Consider the following 17,232-nt stretch of genomic DNA (forward strand, 5'->3'; position numbering starts at 1 on the left):
ACTCACGGTTTGGGTTTGATGAACAGCACTTCGCCTCGCTCGATCCATCCCTTTCGCAGATCGACTCGGAACCATCCATCGCTATTCTTTTTATGAAAACGGGTGGGGGATCGTTTGCCAAACTGTTTCAAGTCGTAATGAGCCCACGTCTTGCCCATGTCCGTTGAAATGATAAAGCCCGTGTCATAAGGCGAAGCAGGGGCATAATGCGCCGACAAAATCACGTCGTGTTCGATGATCATGTTCGCCGACTCGTATTTCGGATTGAACATCATCGTGTGCTTTTCCACATTAGCGAGGTCGGCGGGATCGCAGTAAAAAAGTCCACGATCATGAGGCATCGTGCCGTTGTTGCCATTGGCGTCGGCAGCCCAATAGAGTCGTCCGTCGACGAAGTTGATGCCGCCCGATTTGAAACGCGAGTTGGAATTGACCGACACCAATACCTTCCAATCCCATCGATCACTCGTGGCGTCATAAGTGCCACGTAACCAATGACACTCGTGCACATCGTCGCGGTCGTGGTCGCCGGTGCAGGCGTAAAATGCATTTTCGGCCGGGTTGTAGGCGACCGAGTGAATGTGCCGAGCCACCACCGGATTATCGGGGTTGCCCAATCGATCGCGTTCCTTAGATCCTGGTTGTTGGAAGGTTGGATTTTTCCCAAACGCGTAAGCAATTTTGACCGTTTGCCCTTGGTCGGTCGAGTAATAAATATTGACGGGAACCGCGCCGCCAAGCACGTTACAGTAATTGCCCCACACCAACATTTCCGTCCCGCCTACGTCCCAGGTATGCTCGCCATCGAGCGGATGGAAGTACCACCCCGGAGCGTTAGGGTCCAGCGGCGTGTGCGGTATGTAATCGCTGCCATCAAGATCTTTGACGATGATCTGTTTGTGTGTCTTCAGATTATTGGTGCTGAGATAGAGCTTCGTCCGCGTGGCAAAGAGAATATTTCCATTACCAAGAATGCAGCTGAACGTGATGTTATCCGCATTGCGAAACACCGCCTCATGTGGCCACGTCGTTCCGTTGTCTTCGGACAGATAAATTTTGCCGAGCCCGAATCCAAACGCCTTATTTTCTCGCTGCGAATCGATGTAGGGATGCTGCGGCGCAAGCCGATACCAGAAATGATCGGTTTCACCGACGCCCGGCGCTGCCGCGTAAAGCTGACGGCTGGGCAAGAACAAACCGCCGGCAGTAGCGGCGGTGGCGGTGGCAAGAAATTGTCTGCGAGTTGCAGCAGACGGCGAGTCCGAGTTGGCTTTAGAATTCATTGCTTGGATACTCATCTTTAGATGTCGTTAAGGACGCTAGAACAGGCCATTCGGTAAATGCATTGATTCACGGTTCAGCCAACTCGACGCGTAAGCGAGGGACTATTTTTCTGACGCGGTCCCACGCTTACGCGTGGGGTTGTGATTATCAATCACTTTCAACTGCGTGTTGAACGGTTTAAGTTGCCGGCAACCAACGTAGACAGGCTGGCATGGAGACCGAAACCGGATCCCCGTTGGCGGTCAATCCACCGTTCTTTGAATCGATTCGAAACACCCTCACGTTGTTGCCGGTCATGTTCGCACAGAGCAACCAGCGGCCATCGGGCGTGATCAACAAATTCTGTGGGCCGCCACCCAAACTCGACTTGATCCCGACCCGATTCAACCGGCCGTCGGAACCGATGCGATAGATCGCGATGCTGTCGTGACCACGATTGGTACCGTACAAAAACTGGCCATCCGGCGTGATCTTCAAATCCGCACAATGGCTCGTACCGGAGAAACCTTCAGGCAATGTCGAGATCGTTTGCTGAAGGGTTAGCGTGCCCGAGTCCGCGGCATAGGTGAAGTAGGTCACCGTGTTTTTCAGCTCGTTAATGACGTACACTCGGTTGCCGCTCGGATCGAAGGTCAAGTGGCGAGGTCCCGAACCGGGTGGCAAGTCCACGAACGGCTGTTCGTCGTTTGCGACCAGTTTCCCGTTGGCCGCATCGAATCGATAGATCAGCACTTTGTCGAGTCCCAAGTCGGCCGCCAGTGCAAAGCGGTTGTCGGGACTGATCACGATGCTGTGTGCGAACGGCCCCTTCTGACGTTTGGGATCCACGCTGGATCCTTTGTGTTGGATAAACGAGGCGGCTTCTTTGAGTGATCCATCCTCGCGTACCGGTAGTGCTGCCACGCTGCCGGAAGCATAGTTCGCAACCACCACCGACTTTCCGCTGGCGTCCACATCGAGATAGCACGACGCGGTACCGCGCGCCGATTGTCGGTTCAAACGTGTTAACTTTCCCGTCTCGCCTTCGACCGCGTATGCCGCAATCCATTCATCCTGGTCGCCACCGAATTGATCCGTATCAATGGCATACAAGAATTGTCCATTGGGCGAGAGTGCCATGAAGAACGGTTGGCCAATGCCGGTGCTTTGGTTTAGCGGTTTTAATTCTCCCGCTTGCGTATCGAAACGAAAGGCATGGATCGCGCCTTCTTCGCCCGACTTAAACGCCGAGACAAAAACCACTGGTTCGCCAGCAGCGACCGACAGCGAGAGAAGAAGAAGCCCGAAGAGGGAAAGAATGGATGGACGCATTTCTATTCTTACATTACTTGGATGATAAAAAACGCGGAAACAATAGACTCTCGGTTTTACGAACCATGCCTTGATCCGTTTATGGTAACTGCGGGCGGAGTTCGTTTCCCGCATCGTCCACGGGATAGACAGCGTTGTGTTTTTCGAGTTCCGCAATCAACCCCGTCATCATCCGCCGCAGTACTTGCGGATGCGAATTCGCGAGATTGTTCGATTCAAAGGGATCGTCTTTCAAATTGAACAGTTCGTAATACCCGCCATCGAACTGAATGAATCCGCCCGTGGTCTTTTCCTTGGGCAAGGTGTGGTAAATCACCTTCCAATCGCCGTCACGCCAAGTGGTAAAGTAGTTGCTGCGATGCGGTCCGTGAGGGTAATGCATCAAGAAGGTTTGTGGACGATCCGAGTCGGACTTTCCAGTGAGCAGCGTTTGCAAATGCTCTCCATCGACCACATGATCCGAGGGAACGTCACACCCGGTCAGCTTTGTGATGGTCGGAAACAGATCTTGTACCGCAGCAATCTGGCTCTGAATCGCCCCGGCGGGAATCGGAAGCTTGCTTTGCAAAGCGTTGTCCGCATTGGGTTTCGCCCAAGCGGCAATAAAGGGCACTCGCATACCGCCTTCGTAATGAGCTCCCTTCTTGCCTCGCAGTGGCGCCGCACACGCGACTTGGTGCTGATGTCCAAGCGGTGCATCCGAGCCATTATCGCCAAGGAACAGCACCAGCGTGTTTTCGGCGACGCCGAGTTCTTCCAAGTGATCAAGCATATCGCCAAGCGACTTGTCCATGCCTTCGATCAGCGTCGCAAAGGCTTGGGCATTCTTCGGTTTGCCCGAATCCTTGTAGTGATCGGCAAAGCGAGGATCCGAATCAAACGGGGCATGCACGGCATAATGAGCAAAGTACAAATAGAATGGCTCGCCACTTTGCACCGTTGCAGTGACCTGCTTTTTGGCTTCGATCGTCAACGCCTCGCTCAAGAACGTGTCGCTGCCGTGATACATTTCTAAGTGTGGCACGGCGTGATTGGCACGTTTGGTCCCGTGACCATAGTTCTTTTCACCATAGTAGCTTCCGGGGGCTCCAAAGGCGGCTCCGGCCACATTCACATCGAACCCAAGATTCAGCGGTTCGGCACCTTCATGATCTTCTGGCCCAAAGTGTGCCTTGCCGACATGAATCGTGCGATAACCACAATCACTCAAAACACTTGGGAGCGTGACGTCCCCTTTTTTCAGACCTTCCCAATTCCAATCCGGTGCTCCGTGCGGCCCCGCGTTATCCTTTTCGGGATTGATCCAGTTCGTTGCACGATGACGAGCGGCGTTTTGTCCGGTCATGATCGAATTTCGCGTCGGCGAACAAACACTCATGGCACAGAACTGGTTAAAACGAATGCCTTGATCCGCCAACCGCTGCATCGCGGGGGTGCGGTAATAATCGTTCAGCGGATAACGTTTGGGATTCCCTTCGGCGTCCGTCAAAAATGGCACCGACGTATCCATCACTCCCATATCATCCACAAGAAATACCATCACGTTGGGGCGGTTGGCTTGGGGCGTCTGAGCCGCCGCGGACGCAATCGTTACGAGGACTGCGAGGCACGACAACAGAAATGGATGCAGTGTATTCATCGGGGGAAGGGAACCGTGGAAGTGGGGAGTTCGTGAGGCGAAAGCGGATACGATAGGGGGGGGGGAGGGAAAGGCCGGTAGGAATCCGCAAATGGAATTCGGAGCCTCTTACTTTAACTGACGCGAACTGGTGTGTGGGCGAAGAAGCCTCAAATCACAAATTCAAAACTGCAAACAAGAAAAATTGATGAACGACCCGACGACACCCGATCCCAGTACGCCGCCTGTGACCACCGCAAACGGTTCGTTCGGGGGCGGCGAATTAACTCTGCGTGTGATCGTGCTGGGACTACTGTTGTCGGTCGTAATGGGAGCCGCAAATGTGTACGTCGGATTAAAGGCCGGCATGACGGTTTCGGCATCCATCCCGGCTGCGGTGATGGCGATGTTGTTGTTCCGGCTGCTGTTTCGTCAATCCACCGTACTGGAGGCGAACCAAGTCCAAACGTGCGCCTCGGCGGGCGAGTCGCTGGCTGCGGGTATCATCTTCACGATGCCTGCGATGATCTTGATCGGGTATTGGCAGTCGTTTGATTTCTGGACCGTTTCGATGGTCGCGCTGACCGGCGGGCTGTTGGGCATCCTGTTTATGATCCCGATGCGACGCGTCTTTGTCGCCAATAATCCCGAACTGCCCTTCCCCGAAGGCGTCGCCTGCGCAGCGGTCTTAGAAGCGGGCGAAGCCGATAACGAGCAACACGATGCGGCGCAAGGTTTGATTATTGGCGGAATCGTCGGTGCTCTGTTCAAAGTCGCTGCGGGGTTCCTGGGGATCGTTCAGGACTCGTTGCAAATAGCAAAAACGGCGGGCGATCGCATCTTCTATTTCGGAGGCGACTTGTCACCGATGCTGGTCGCAGTCGGTTTTATTGTTCGCTTGCATGTCGCGATTTTAATTTTCATCGGTGGTACGTTGGGGTGGCTGATCGGCATCCCACTGCTTGGCGGAGCAAGTGATTACGCTGACCCAATCGACGGTGCCTGGACGATTTGGAGCAGTGAAATTCGCTACGTCGGCGTCGGCGCGATGGTCGTCGGCGGAATCAGTTCTCTGTTTGCGGTGCGATCCGGGTTGATTGCGGCGGTGCGTGAGCTTTCCCAAGGACTGCGGGGCCAGACGCCCGTGCGTACCGAACACGAACGCGACATTCCGTCGGGGTTGATCCTGACGCTCGGAATCGCTTGCACTGTCATGCTGGCGATTTTGAATTATCGTTTCACCGAAGATGTTGGCGTCACCATGCTATCCACGCTCGTGATGTTAGCGATGGGATTCTTTTTCACTGCCGTTGCCAGCTACATCGTGGGGCTGGTCGGAAATTCCAATAGCCCAGTCTCGGGAATGACGATCACCGCAGTCTTGGCGGCGGGCGGGTTGCTGTGGTTGTTCAATTACTCGGGCACCCAAGGGATGGTCGCCACGCTGGGGATCGCCGCTGTGGTTTGTTGTGTCGCGTGTACCAGCGGCGATGTTTGCAACGATCTAAAAACGGGCTCGATCGTGGGCGCCGCCCCCTTTCGGCAACAGATCATGCAGATCGGTGGCGTCGGGGTTGCCGCATTTGTGATGGCACCGGTGCTGACACTGCTACACAACAATACGCCCGGCGGCATTGGTGGCGAAAAATTGTCGGCCCCGCAAGCCAGCTTGTTCGCCAGTCTGGCACGCGGGTTCGCCGGCGAAGGGGAATTACCGTGGAATTTGATCGGCGTCGGTGCCGGCGTGGGCATTGTGATTTTGATCATCGATGAAATTCTGAAACGACGAACGAAACATCGTGCCCACCTGATGCCAATTGCTGTCGGTATGTATTTGCCCTTTGGGTTGGCGACACCGATTTTGATCGGTGGCATCATCGCCAAGCTGTCCACAAGCAACACACCCCCCGCCGAACATGACCGTGTATTGCATCGCGGTATTTTATTCTCATCCGGCGTGATTGCGGGTGAAGCATTGACCGCCGTTGGGCTCGCTGGTCTGGCCGCATTCGGAATCACCGCGATGAACCTCGAACTTTCGGCACACGTGCTAACGACGCTGACGGTGGCGGTTGCGGTCGCGATTGTCATCTTGTTCTTCATCATGACGCGGCCCCGCTCATCGTAAAACTTTGCCGCCGAATAGCTGTTCGCAGCATGCCAAACAGCAGATCCATAACAAGCTGGCAATTCGAATAAACTTGAACTTATCTCAAGCCGAAATAGACTAAAGATGGAACATAGGTGGACGCGTCTCGACAGATCCCCGCCCGGTGCCACCCCCCTTAAGTACCGTTCGTTCTGGGGAGCCGATGGCACTCGCTGCAGGCGATGTGAAATCCGAATCGTTTAAGGCTCGCCGCGAGCATCGTCGGTTCGGTTTGGCTGCCTTTAAACCGAATGGAACTGAAGGGTTTTCGCAGCGGGAGTGCAGGCCCCACGCAGGGGCTCAATGAGCGACGCGAATGAACCAAATTCAAAACAGTTTGGCCTCGCAAATTTCGACAGCCGTAATCATGTCAACCAACACAACAAGTTCCTCTGAATTTTCATTTACCGAAAGCCGTCGTCTGATTGGCGATCTATTTCGAGCACAAGCCTGGATCTATTGGACCGACTTTCTGCTCACCTATGCGGCGGGGGCCTTCTGCTTCACCCAAGTCTACGGCGGTCCGATCTACGGACGTCATCAAGGGTTTCAAGGCACGTTCGAGCAAACGTTCTTCTTCTTCGCCTCGGTCCTGCTGTTCTACCGAGCGTCACTGTTCATCCATGAAGTGGTCCATCAACGCACCAACGAGCGGCTGAAATGGTTCCGGATCGTGTGGAATTTGCTTTGCGGCATTCCGTTTTTGATTCCTTCGTTTGTCTACTACACGCACATCGATCATCATCGCCGCAAACACTATGGCACCGATCATGATGGCGAATACCTGCCGCTTGAACATCAACGAGGGTGGCAAATTCTGTTCTACCTTTCGTGGTGTTTCGTCATTCCGATCGTGGCGATGGTTCGCTTTCTCGTGCTCACTCCGCTGGCCTGGGTCATTCCCGGGTTTCGAGCATTTGTCCATCAACACGCTTCGTCGATGGTGATGGATCCGACCTATATCCGTCCGCTGCCAACGAAGAAGACACTAAAGATCATCTACATCCAAGAGCTAGGTTGTTTTCTGTGGAGCCTTGTGATCGTCGTGATCGCACCATTGGCGGTGGGCCAGTGGCCGACGCCGTTCCTGATCCATGCCTACCTGTTGTCGGTGTGCATCATCTTCCTGAATTCGGTACGCACGATTGGGTCGCACCGCTGGTCCAACAATGGCGAAGAGATGGAATTTTTGGATCAGCTGCTTGATTCGGTGAACTATCCCCACCACGCTTGGATCACTGAACTTTGGGGCCCGGTGGGAACACGCTTCCACGCACTGCACCATCTGTTTCCCTCGCTGCCTTATCACGCGTTACCCGAGGCACATCGCCGTTTGATGGCGTCATTGCCTGCGAATTCACCGTATCGTTTGACGGAGGAACGCTCGCTAACGGCCGGCATTATCAGTTTGGTCAAACGGAACCGACAACACACGACAATGCAAGCTGCAAGTCATCAGGCGTCCACGTAGAGAGCGCCGCCGATCGTTTGCGGTTCGACGTTTGGATCGCGGGGGACGTTGATTGCAATACTATGGATTTTGCAATGTGGGATAGGCTTCCAGCATGTCGAGGATGCTATGACAGGCTGGAAGCCTATCCCACATTTTGGAGCGATCGACGGCTATGCGATCAGGTCGTGGATCACTTCGCCGCCAAACTGGCTGAGCTGTTTGTAGCGGCCGCCGTGAAAGTAAGTCAACTTGTTGTCGTCGAGTCCCAACAAGTGCAGAAGCGTCACGTGCAAGTCGCGAATCGGATGAACACATTCCACCGCGGAAGAACCGAGTTCATCGGTCGCCCCCACAACACCTGGTTTGACGCCGCCGCCCGCCATCAACATCGTCATCGCTTGATTGTTGTGGCCACGACCGAGTGAATAGACGCCGCCGCGTTTGTTGTTATCCGGTGTACGTCCAAATTCGCCGGTCCAAATCACCAACGTATCTTCTAACATTCCACGTTGCTTCAGATCGCGAATCAATGCGGCCATCCCCTTGTCGACACTCTTGATACGCGCGGTGTGACCCCGCTCGAGATAATCGTGGCTGTCCCATCCGCCGCTAAAGATTTGCACAAAGCGAACACCGCTTTCGACCAAGCGACGCGCCATCAAACATTGACGACCGAATGTCTCGGTTTCCGAATCATTCAATCCGTACATCTCCAGCGTCTTCGCATCTTCTTTTGCCAGATCGATCACGCCAGGCACTTCGGTCTGCATCCGGAACGCCAATTCGTAGCTCTCCATCCGTGCGTTGAGCTTCTCGTCTTCGGCACCTAACGACGTCAAATGCTGAGCATTCAGGCGCGCCAATTCGTCGAGCGCTCGCCGTTGATGCTCGCGTGTCTTGAATTGCTGCGGAGCGAGGTCCAAAATCGGTGAGCCCTGAGGTCGCAACCGAGTGCCTTGGTAGTAAGGCGGCAGGAATCCGTTGCTCCAGTTGCCCGGTCCGCCTTGCGGCAATGCCATTTCGGTCATCACCACGTAGCCCGGCAAATTCTGGTTCTCGCTGCCCAGCCCATAGGTGGACCAAGCCCCCAGCGCCGGGTCGCCTCCCAAACGGCTGCCGGTGTTCATGTGGAACAACGCTTCGGGATGGTTTAGCGATTCCGCTTGGCAACCGCGATAGTTGCACAACTCATTGGCCACGTACGGGTCGGAAAGATATTTCCACTGATCGCACATGTCGATCCCGTTGTCGCCAACTTTATTGAACCCAAATGGGCTGCCGACAAAGAACTTGAATCCCGTTTCTTGCCCCGCCGTCAACTTGGATTCCGATTTATGCAGCCGAGTCAATTCAGGCTTGGGATCAAAGGTATCCATATGCCCTGGGCCGCCTTCCATGAACAACATGATCACGTTCTTGGCTTTGGCCGGATGCATCGGAGGCTTCGGTGCGAGCGGGCCCGCAGACGCCGCTTTCGCCGTTTCAGCCGCCATCAAATCGGTCAAGGCGACGGTACCCAAGGTTGCCCCAAGACCGTACAGAAAAGATCGTCGGTTTGCGTTTAACATGGCATTAACTCTTCGAAATGAAATGAATTGGAGCGATGAAGCAGGTAATTGCAATCGCTGAGTCTGTCGTAGCGGAAGTCGTCAAGACTTTCGATCAAGCTCTATCGAGGCCGAAAGTCTTGACGACTTCCGCTACCGATTTCCGGATTGGTTCTTAGTCGACGTACATGAATTCATTGGTGTTCAGTAACAGCAAACACATGTCGGCCAACGCACGAGTTTGATCCGATACATCCGCTGCTTTTTTGTCGCGTTCATAGCGTTCAAAGATTGGCAAGATCTCTTCATACTGGAACGGTTGACCTGAGAACTCTTCGACCAATGACTGAGTGATGACCGTCGGATATTCCACCGGTTCGGGATCGACCGATTGATGGTACACATGCATGTCTTTGACATAACGTGACAGCTGTTGCTGTTCATCGGCGGTCGCATGACGCCCCAATGTCAGACGAAATGCACGGTCGATCTGCTCGGACAGCGTCTTGCATTCCTGTTCCAATCGCAGTGCCAAGGCCACCGAACGGTCGGTCATCGTGTCACTATTGAGCAGCGTGAAGACTTGCGGTGTCACCGAAGCCGTCTCGCGCAACTCACACGAATCGTTCGGATTTGGCTGGTTAAACAATTCGGTAAACGGATCCGCCAATCCACGTACATGGTAGGCATAGATCGTCCGGCGGTTCCGCAACTCGGGGGTCCGCGATGGCTGGTACGACGGAGCCAACGAGAACTGGATCATTCGCGGTTGCAGCGCCACTTCCATGTTGATCTCGGGACTGATCGGCAATCCACCCTCACACTGCTGCAGTTCGCCGGTGATCAACAGAATCGAATCTCGCAGTTCCTCGGCACTCAAACGGCGTCGGGGGAAATAGGAGAGCAATTTGTTGTCTGGATCCACTTCGGCAATCTGTTCGGCGTCCACCGGAATCGTGGAACGTTTGTACGCGTCGGACATCATGATATTTCGATGCATCCGCTTGATCGTCCAGCCGTTCTCAATAAAGTCGCCAGCAAGATAATCGAGCAACTCAGGATGCGAAGGCTTCGCTCCTTTGCCGCCGAAGTTGTTTGCATTTGCAGCCAACCCGACACCGAAGTGGTACTGCCAAATCCGGTTCACGATCGATCGCTGTGCCAATGCGTTCTCAGGGTGTGCGATCCAGCGAGCGAGTCCCAATCGTCGGCCATCGACCGATTCGGTCAGCAAATAAGGATCGTCGGCGTGTGGATCCACTGGTACCGACACCGCACTCAACACGCCTGGTGCGACTTGATCGCCCAGTGCCGTCAGGGCGCCACCAACCAAGATGTGATTGACGAGCGATTCCTTCTTCTTGTCCGGCGTGATTCGCAATTTGCGAGCTCCGTTCCAAGCCAATTTGGCAAACTCGGCGTTGTAAACGCTTTGCGCCATCGGTTCGTAGCGTTCGAGTCGACGAGTCCAAATCCATTCATCTTGCTCACGAACTTTGAGCTGACCTTGCTCGACATGATCCAGACCAACGTGTCGTTCCGGCTTCTCTTCGTCCGGCAGATCCTTTCGTTGCTGTTCGTTCTTGTACGGCAGATTGTGCTCGTCGAACCATTTGCGGGCCGCGGCTTCGCGTTTGTTCACCAAGCGTGTCTTTTCGGAAACCGCGAAATCGAGCATCTTCTGAACATGTTTGCGGCCTTCTTCGAACTGTTCGCGGCTTTCGACATCCAAAAGTGGCACATTCCGCTCGGCCATGTGCGTCGCCGCGAACGCCGAATACATGCGGTAATAATCACGCGTTGGAATCGGATCGAATTTGTGATCGTGACATTTGCAGCATCGCATCGTGGTGGACAGGAAGGTCTGTCCGGTAATGTTGACGAGGTCATCCAAGAAAATTTGACGTGCCTCGTCCGCTTCGATCATCGCGTTGTCCCAAGGCCCCAATCGTAAAAAGCCTGTGGCGATAATCCACTCGGCTTCCTCCGGAGTGTAGTCGCCTTTGAGCTGAGCTTTCTTAACTGCCCCTTCGTTGCCTTTGCTGCGAGTTCGCACCGACTCGTCGGCCAGTTCATCACCGGCGATTTGCTCGACCACAAAGTCGTTGTACGGTTTGTCGTTGTTGAAAGAGCGAATCACATAGTCACGATAACGCCACATATTGGATCGTTCAAAATCGTTCGCCATCCCTCCGGTATCGGCATAGCGAGTCACGTCCAACCAATGGCGGGCCCAGTGCTCGCCGTACGCAGGACTTTCAAGCAATCGATCCACCAACTCGGACCAAGCCGCTTGCGAATCGGTATTCCATGCCGCAACAAACGCATCGACCTCTTCGGGTGCGGGCAGCAAGCCAGTCAAATCCAAGGTTGCACGACGAACCAAGTCTTCGGGACTCGCTTCGCTGGCCGGCTTCAAATCCGCTTTGACCAGTTTTTTGTCGATGAAATAGTCAATCGCCTCGGATGCGTCGACCGACGCGGGCAACAGGTCGTTTTTGTCTTTCAGCGGTTCAAACGACCACAGGTCTTCGGGTTTATAGCGACGATGAGTCCACTCGCTCGACGTACCGCCGCTAGTGGTCACGATCATTCCTTCGTCGGTCACCCGTTGTTGGCGTTCTTCATCGCGATAGCGGGTCTGAGCCGCCTCATCTGGCCAAGGTGCTCCGTTTTCGATCCAGCGTCGAACGACCGCAACTTGTGCTTCCGTCAAACGGTCATTTTCTTTGGGAGGCATCTCCAGCGTGGTCCACGTGATTGCATCAATCAGAGTTCCTTCGTCCGGTTTGCCTGGAACAACCGACGGTTCTTCGGACTCACCGCCGCGCAACATATCCGCGAGCGTCAGCACACTAAACTCGCCTTTGATGTCATCCGCATCCGCGCCATGACAGCCAAGACATTTGTCATTCAGCAGCGGAAGCACCTTTAAGGTGAATTCACGCTCGGCCGCTTCGTCGGCCAACACGGTGCTAGTAATCACGGTGCTAGTTACTAGCGCCGCAACCAGCAGAGGAACGATTCGAATATTACGGATCATGTCACACATCAATAGGGATCTCCCAGCTTATAAATTTCGCTAATTTCTTGTTGCGACAATGCTCCAGCGAACATTGCGAATTCGTCCATCACCCCATTCAGATTCCTCACCACAAACGTGGCATCGGTGCGATACATCGGCTGGCTCCAATTACAAATCGATGCCGCGCCGATCTCGATCGTTTCCGCCAGCGATTCAGGGGGGATCGCCTCACTGCTAATTTCCGTTCCGTTCAAATAGTGAGCGACTCGCTGGGTATCCACGTCATAGACGGTCGCCAACATGACCCAGCGGCCACTGAGCGAGGTGTCCCAAATCGGCTCGGAATAGTAGATCTTGTGCGAAAATTCCTGGTTCGCTTGCGGATCCGCAGGCGGTGCCTTGACTGAAAAGAACATCCGGCCATCCTGCATGATTTGCCAGTGCGGCTCGTGAACTTCATGGCCGTCGGTCAAAAATAGCGAGTTGTACCAGCGGTCCAGGCTGTTAATTTTGACCCAGCAAAACAGCGTCAAACCACGGTAGGTGCCGGGAACATCCAAACGAACACGGCTGCCGGTACGGCTAAAATCCAGTGCACCGCCGCTACGCCCCCAGCGGTCCGTTGCCCGTGCGGCAGCGACCACCGCGCCATCGGAGGCAACGTCGCGGCGTCCGGCAGCAAGGTTCATCAATTGTCGCGACCATTCTGCACTTGGATCAACTTGATAATGAGCAATCAACCGAGGATCGGTTTGCATCCGTTCGCTAGCGGCTTGCCACCGCTGCAAACGATTCGATTGTGATGCGGCCAGCTCTTTTTGAAACGCAACGGGGCCAACTAAATTCAGATCGGCGGATTGGGTTTGCGAAACCTGTCCATCGGACATCAAATCAACCGACTCGCCCTCCAATAAACGAAGTGAATCCGCGTCCGAACCGGCCCCCTGAGGCCGCAACTCGACTTCGCCATCGACCACCTGAACACTCGAGCGATCATGGGTCACATCCACCGCGAACTCGGTCCCCAAGTCAACGACTTCGCCGGCAGAGGTCTTGATGCGAAAACCGTGTGCCGCATTGGGCACTTGAGCTCGTGCACGCCCTCGGGTCATGCTGATTTGCATCGGCGAATCGATTGAAAAGATCGCCTCGCCTTGAATCACGACTTGCACACCGCTGAATAATTCCAAGTGAACCAAGCCAGACTTCAAATGCAAATCGCCCTCAGGCAATAAGCCGCCGCTACCGACGGAGACTCCTTCCCAAACGGCTTCGCTTTGGCCGCTCAAAATGGCAAACCCGCTCGCCGATGGTTCTTCCATGGCAGGGTTTGGTGATGACTCGCTATTTTCCGCGACAAGACCGTTCTGTCCTCTGATTCCTTGAATCAGAGGAACCGCGATCAGCAAGCTTGCCGCGACGGCAAGCAAGGTGCCCGCCAACAACATCATGCGTTCTGGCTTGAATCCCCGTGGTTTGAATTGCTGGACCGCAGCATGCTCCGCCGCGACTCGCTCGGCCACAGGTATCGGATGCGCGGATGGATCCAACAGCGACTCGGCCGCTTCGCGTTCCAGCAGCAAATTCAGTTGCAATCGTCGGTAATATTCCTGTCGCACTTCCGGGTCGACAATCAACTCGGCTTCGATCCTGAGGAAATCGGATTCGCTGATGTCACCGTCCAGAAGCGAATCGAGCAGCGCGGAGCGTTGGTCAGGTGTCATTCCATGTCTCCTGAAGTCACGAGTCGCTGTTCAATACAATCCGCCAACTTGCTACGCAGCCGATGCAGCGTCACTTTGATTCCGCCCACCGATCGACCGACGCGTTTTGAAAAATCAGCCAACGGTTCCGAGGAAGCATAACGACACATCAACAGTTCACGACTCTCGGGTTTGAGCGACTTCATACATTCCCGCAACGCCGCATGTCGCTGCAACAGATCGTCATCCAGAGCGACCAACTCGTCCGCTACGGTCACTTCCAGCTCGTCCGAGAATCGCAAGCGGGCGTCTCGGGCTTGTTGCTTGCGATGGTTCAGCACTTCGAAACGGGCGATCGCAAAAGCCCAAGCCTTGAAATTGGTTCCGGGCTCGAAATCGGATCGTTTTTCCCAAATCTTGGTATTGGTCTGCTGGATCACATCACTCGCCGCATGATCTCCCGGCATCAATGCACGGACGTACAGCATCAGTGGCAGTTGACATTCAGTCAGCTGTCCCACAAACGTGGCTTCATCGGCAGAGTGAGAATTGGGTGGGTGCATACCAATAAATGCCGATCGAGAGAAAAGGTTAACAAGAAAAAAGTCACGGTTTCGTATTTTTCTTGGTGAAGGGAGATTCCTTCATTGTAGAGCGAAAACCTCCGTAAACGCGGAATTTCCGGAGTCATCAGAGACAAACTGGGGCATCTGTCTTGTTGCAATGACGCTAACTTAGGTGCCCCGATGATTTGCCCATGACTTCGATCGTTGCTCGGCAATTTGGTTGACTTGACGAACCGAATGGCTCGCACTACCGTAACGAAACTGTCCTTGGTCGGACCACTTTTTTCTTCCTGAACTCTCGCCACGAATGCCGCCGTGCTTTCGATAATCCGACCATTTGTTGCCGCTGTCTTGTGCAGCGTAATCGCTCTGGGACATGCCCCTGCATGGCTGCATGTTGCGACATGCCATGACGGTGTGACGTGCGATGATGGATCGGCAGAGAGTAAATCGGCACGGGACGGCAAGCTCCAGTGTGTCGACTTGGCCCCCGCCGACAAACCGAGATCCGCTCACGCGGGTTGCTCACACGGCTGCCATCATCACGATGACGAACCGGCCACGGAAACGGATGTACCGGATGACCATCAACACAGTCCGGCTCATCATGACCACGACCGCTGCCTGATTTGTCAATCGCTGAGCGTCCCCTGTGGCTTCACATGGGAACTCGAAACAGCTGTTCTCAGTGATGCTTACGTCGAGCAAGCGGAAAATCAACGCGGCTTCATTGTCGTTCCGATCTTTCTCGTTGTCGCCGCGCCCCGCGGTCCCCCTGCCATCGCTTGAGCCATTTGGCTCGCGAATTTCTTTCGAGTCCGGCATTGCGTGTTACCCCCCAACACACGTGTTGTTGAAACACCTCGCGGCTGACGCTGCGCCATGTTGCTGACGGCCCCCGCGCGCCGCCACTGCAAGATTGCGTGGCATCCGCCCACGATGTTTCGCTGGGTCGCTGATTCAATCCATCGTTTCGCATCGGCTCGCTGCGGCGTCAAGCCATTGTGACCGAACCAGTGACACGAGCGGCTGAAGCTGCGCGCCGCCAGCACGCTGGGCTTTTGCACCTATCCAATCCAATTCCACATGAATCGACAAAATGAGATATCCCCCCAAAAATCACCTGCGGCGCCGAGCCGCTTTCACCCTGATTGAACTGCTGGTGGTCATTGCGATCATCGGCGTCTTGGTTGCCTTACTACTGCCCGCGGTGCAAGCCGCGCGTGAAGCTGCGAGAAGAATGTCTTGCAGCAACAACATGAAACAGATCGCATTAGCGGTACACAACTATGAAAGTACGTTCAAAGTCATTCCCGCAATGACGGGTTCGAGCAGTTTTTCGGTGCAAGCCCGAGTGCTACCGTACATCGAGCAGGCAGGGCTGAGCGACCTGATCGACTTTGAAGAACCATTGCTCGTGGGTCCTGCTTGGATGGCTCGTTTTAATCCCAAGCAGCGTGATGCGATCACGTCCGTCGTGCCCACCTTTCTCTGTCCAAGCGACATCGGAGATCCCAATTTTGCAACGGTTTTTGCGGACGACAGCGAAGGGACGTGTGGTGGATTGAGCTATATGTTCAGTTACGGCAGTGGGACCGACACTCACTACGACGATCGCTACCGCACCGACGGGATGGTTTGGACCGATTCGTGGGCAGGATTTCGAGATTGTCTCGATGGCACGTCCAATACCGTGCTGATGGCCGAAACGGTGCTCGGGGACCAAACCAGCGGCGTCAGCGAAGCTACGCCTGAAGGTCCGCACCGCCGCATCGCCAATTGGGGCGGCACCACGGGCAACGTGGCTCCTAACCCCGGGTTTCTCGATGACGGAAGCCTTATCGCCAATCCCAACTTGGACGCAATCTATCCGGGTCGCATTTCATCCTACAGTGGCAATCGAGGCCAATCGTGGATTCGCGGTGTGCCATATGCAACCGTGATCAATGGTTACATGACCCCCAACCACCGCACTCCCGACATCGGAATCCACGGACGCGGCTTCTTTGCGTCGCGCTCCTACCACTCCGGTGGAAGCATGCACGCGATGGTGGACGGCAGCATCCATTTTTTGACCGATTCGATCGATCGCAACTTGTACCATGCCTTGTTCTCGCGTGATGGACGCGAAGTGGTGGAGGTGCCGAAGTGAAAACGCTCGCCTCGATTTTGTTGATTTCATCAACAGTAACTCTCACCGGTTGCGGTGGACGGGACTCCAATGCAACGGTGACCGATGGCCTTGGCGTCGCAGTGAGCTACCGTTCCGATCCACTCGCCGACGTGCATGTTCGCTTGCACGGATCGGCAACCGGTCCAGTTCTAGCGCAAGCGATTTCATCGACCGATGGGATCGCTCACTTTGCTGAAACGCCGCATCCGCAACCCGATGAATACTTCGTCTCGCTCTGTTCGCTCGGCGATGGCGGCTGGATTCTCGACGCCAAGTACCTGAAACCAACCGACAGCGGACTGAAATTAAAGCCGCTTGCCCAGGGCGATGTCCAGTCCATCCGACTTCCCCGCGGTGCCGTTCGCCCGCTTACCCCAACCAACCACTATTAAAATGCGATACC

Annotated in this window: 12 protein-coding genes; 5 read left to right on the forward strand and 7 right to left on the reverse strand. The window is 54.8% G+C overall.

The features are described from left to right. Window positions 1–2: 2 nt before the first annotated feature. The 3 genes from ABD971_RS07720 to ABD971_RS07730 all read right to left on the reverse strand — a co-directional run bounded on the left by ABD971_RS07720 (window position 3) and on the right by ABD971_RS07730 (window position 4,234). Window positions 3–1,283, reverse strand: a complete 1,281-nt coding sequence (locus tag ABD971_RS07720) for a beta propeller repeat protein (RefSeq protein ID WP_345320887.1) — start codon at window positions 1,281–1,283, stop codon at window positions 3–5. Between the two features lie 178 nt (window positions 1,284–1,461). Continuing rightward, a complete protein-coding gene (locus ABD971_RS07725) occupies window positions 1,462–2,595 on the reverse strand; it encodes a lactonase family protein (protein WP_345320888.1) in 1,134 nt (377 codons plus the stop codon). A gap of 79 nt (window positions 2,596–2,674) precedes the next feature. Further along, window positions 2,675–4,234, reverse strand: coding sequence for a sulfatase-like hydrolase/transferase (locus ABD971_RS07730; RefSeq protein WP_345320890.1), 1,560 nt, complete (start codon window positions 4,232–4,234; stop codon window positions 2,675–2,677). A 187-nt stretch (window positions 4,235–4,421) separates the two neighbouring features. Here ABD971_RS07730 and ABD971_RS07735 point away from each other — a divergent pair, with 187 nt between their 5' ends. Then, complete coding sequence (locus ABD971_RS07735; protein ID WP_345320892.1) at window positions 4,422–6,341, forward strand: OPT family oligopeptide transporter; 1,920 nt, start codon at window positions 4,422–4,424, stop codon at window positions 6,339–6,341. A gap of 337 nt (window positions 6,342–6,678) precedes the next feature. Next, the gene (locus ABD971_RS07740) at window positions 6,679–7,833 is read left to right on the forward strand and encodes a fatty acid desaturase family protein (RefSeq protein WP_345320894.1); all 1,155 of its coding nucleotides are present in this window, start codon (window positions 6,679–6,681) and stop codon (window positions 7,831–7,833) included. Between the two features lie 152 nt (window positions 7,834–7,985). On the opposite strand, the gene ABD971_RS07745 is transcribed toward ABD971_RS07740, so the two are convergent. From ABD971_RS07745 to ABD971_RS07760, 4 genes are all read right to left on the reverse strand, one after another. Next, window positions 7,986–9,383 carry a DUF1501 domain-containing protein gene (locus ABD971_RS07745; RefSeq protein WP_345320895.1) on the reverse strand — a complete coding sequence of 466 codons (1,398 nt, stop codon included), beginning with the start codon at window positions 9,381–9,383 and terminating at the stop codon, window positions 7,986–7,988. Between the two features lie 154 nt (window positions 9,384–9,537). Next, entirely contained in the window at window positions 9,538–12,405 is a 2,868-nt protein-coding gene (locus ABD971_RS07750; RefSeq protein WP_345320897.1) for a PSD1 and planctomycete cytochrome C domain-containing protein, read from the reverse strand. Between the two features lie 8 nt (window positions 12,406–12,413). Further along, window positions 12,414–14,111, reverse strand: coding sequence for a LamG-like jellyroll fold domain-containing protein (locus ABD971_RS07755; RefSeq protein WP_345320899.1), 1,698 nt, complete (start codon window positions 14,109–14,111; stop codon window positions 12,414–12,416). Further along, on the reverse strand, window positions 14,108–14,653 hold the full coding sequence (locus ABD971_RS07760) for a sigma-70 family RNA polymerase sigma factor (protein WP_339938522.1): 546 nt from the start codon (window positions 14,651–14,653) through the stop codon (window positions 14,108–14,110). Before ABD971_RS07760 ends, ABD971_RS07755 begins: the two co-directional genes overlap by 4 nt. Before the next feature lie 318 nt (window positions 14,654–14,971). Between ABD971_RS07760 and ABD971_RS07765 the strand changes: the two genes are divergently transcribed. The 3 genes from ABD971_RS07765 (at window position 14,972) to ABD971_RS07775 (ending at window position 17,221) form a co-directional block, all read left to right on the forward strand. After that, window positions 14,972–15,445: a DUF2946 family protein gene (locus ABD971_RS07765; RefSeq protein WP_345320904.1), complete on the forward strand. Its 474-nt coding sequence runs from the start codon at window positions 14,972–14,974 to the stop codon at window positions 15,443–15,445. A 310-nt stretch (window positions 15,446–15,755) separates the two neighbouring features. Further along, window positions 15,756–16,808 (forward strand): DUF1559 family PulG-like putative transporter, encoded by a 1,053-nt coding sequence (locus ABD971_RS07770; RefSeq protein WP_345320906.1) that lies wholly within the window; start codon window positions 15,756–15,758, stop codon window positions 16,806–16,808. After that, on the forward strand, window positions 16,805–17,221 hold the full coding sequence (locus tag ABD971_RS07775) for a hypothetical protein (RefSeq protein ID WP_345320908.1): 417 nt from the start codon (window positions 16,805–16,807) through the stop codon (window positions 17,219–17,221). The genes ABD971_RS07770 and ABD971_RS07775 overlap by 4 nt, the downstream gene beginning before the upstream one ends. Window positions 17,222–17,232 lie beyond the last annotated feature (11 nt).

Origin of the sequence: Novipirellula rosea (genome assembly GCF_039541335.1) — a bacterium.
Taxonomy (GTDB): domain Bacteria; phylum Planctomycetota; class Planctomycetia; order Pirellulales; family Pirellulaceae; genus Novipirellula; species Novipirellula rosea.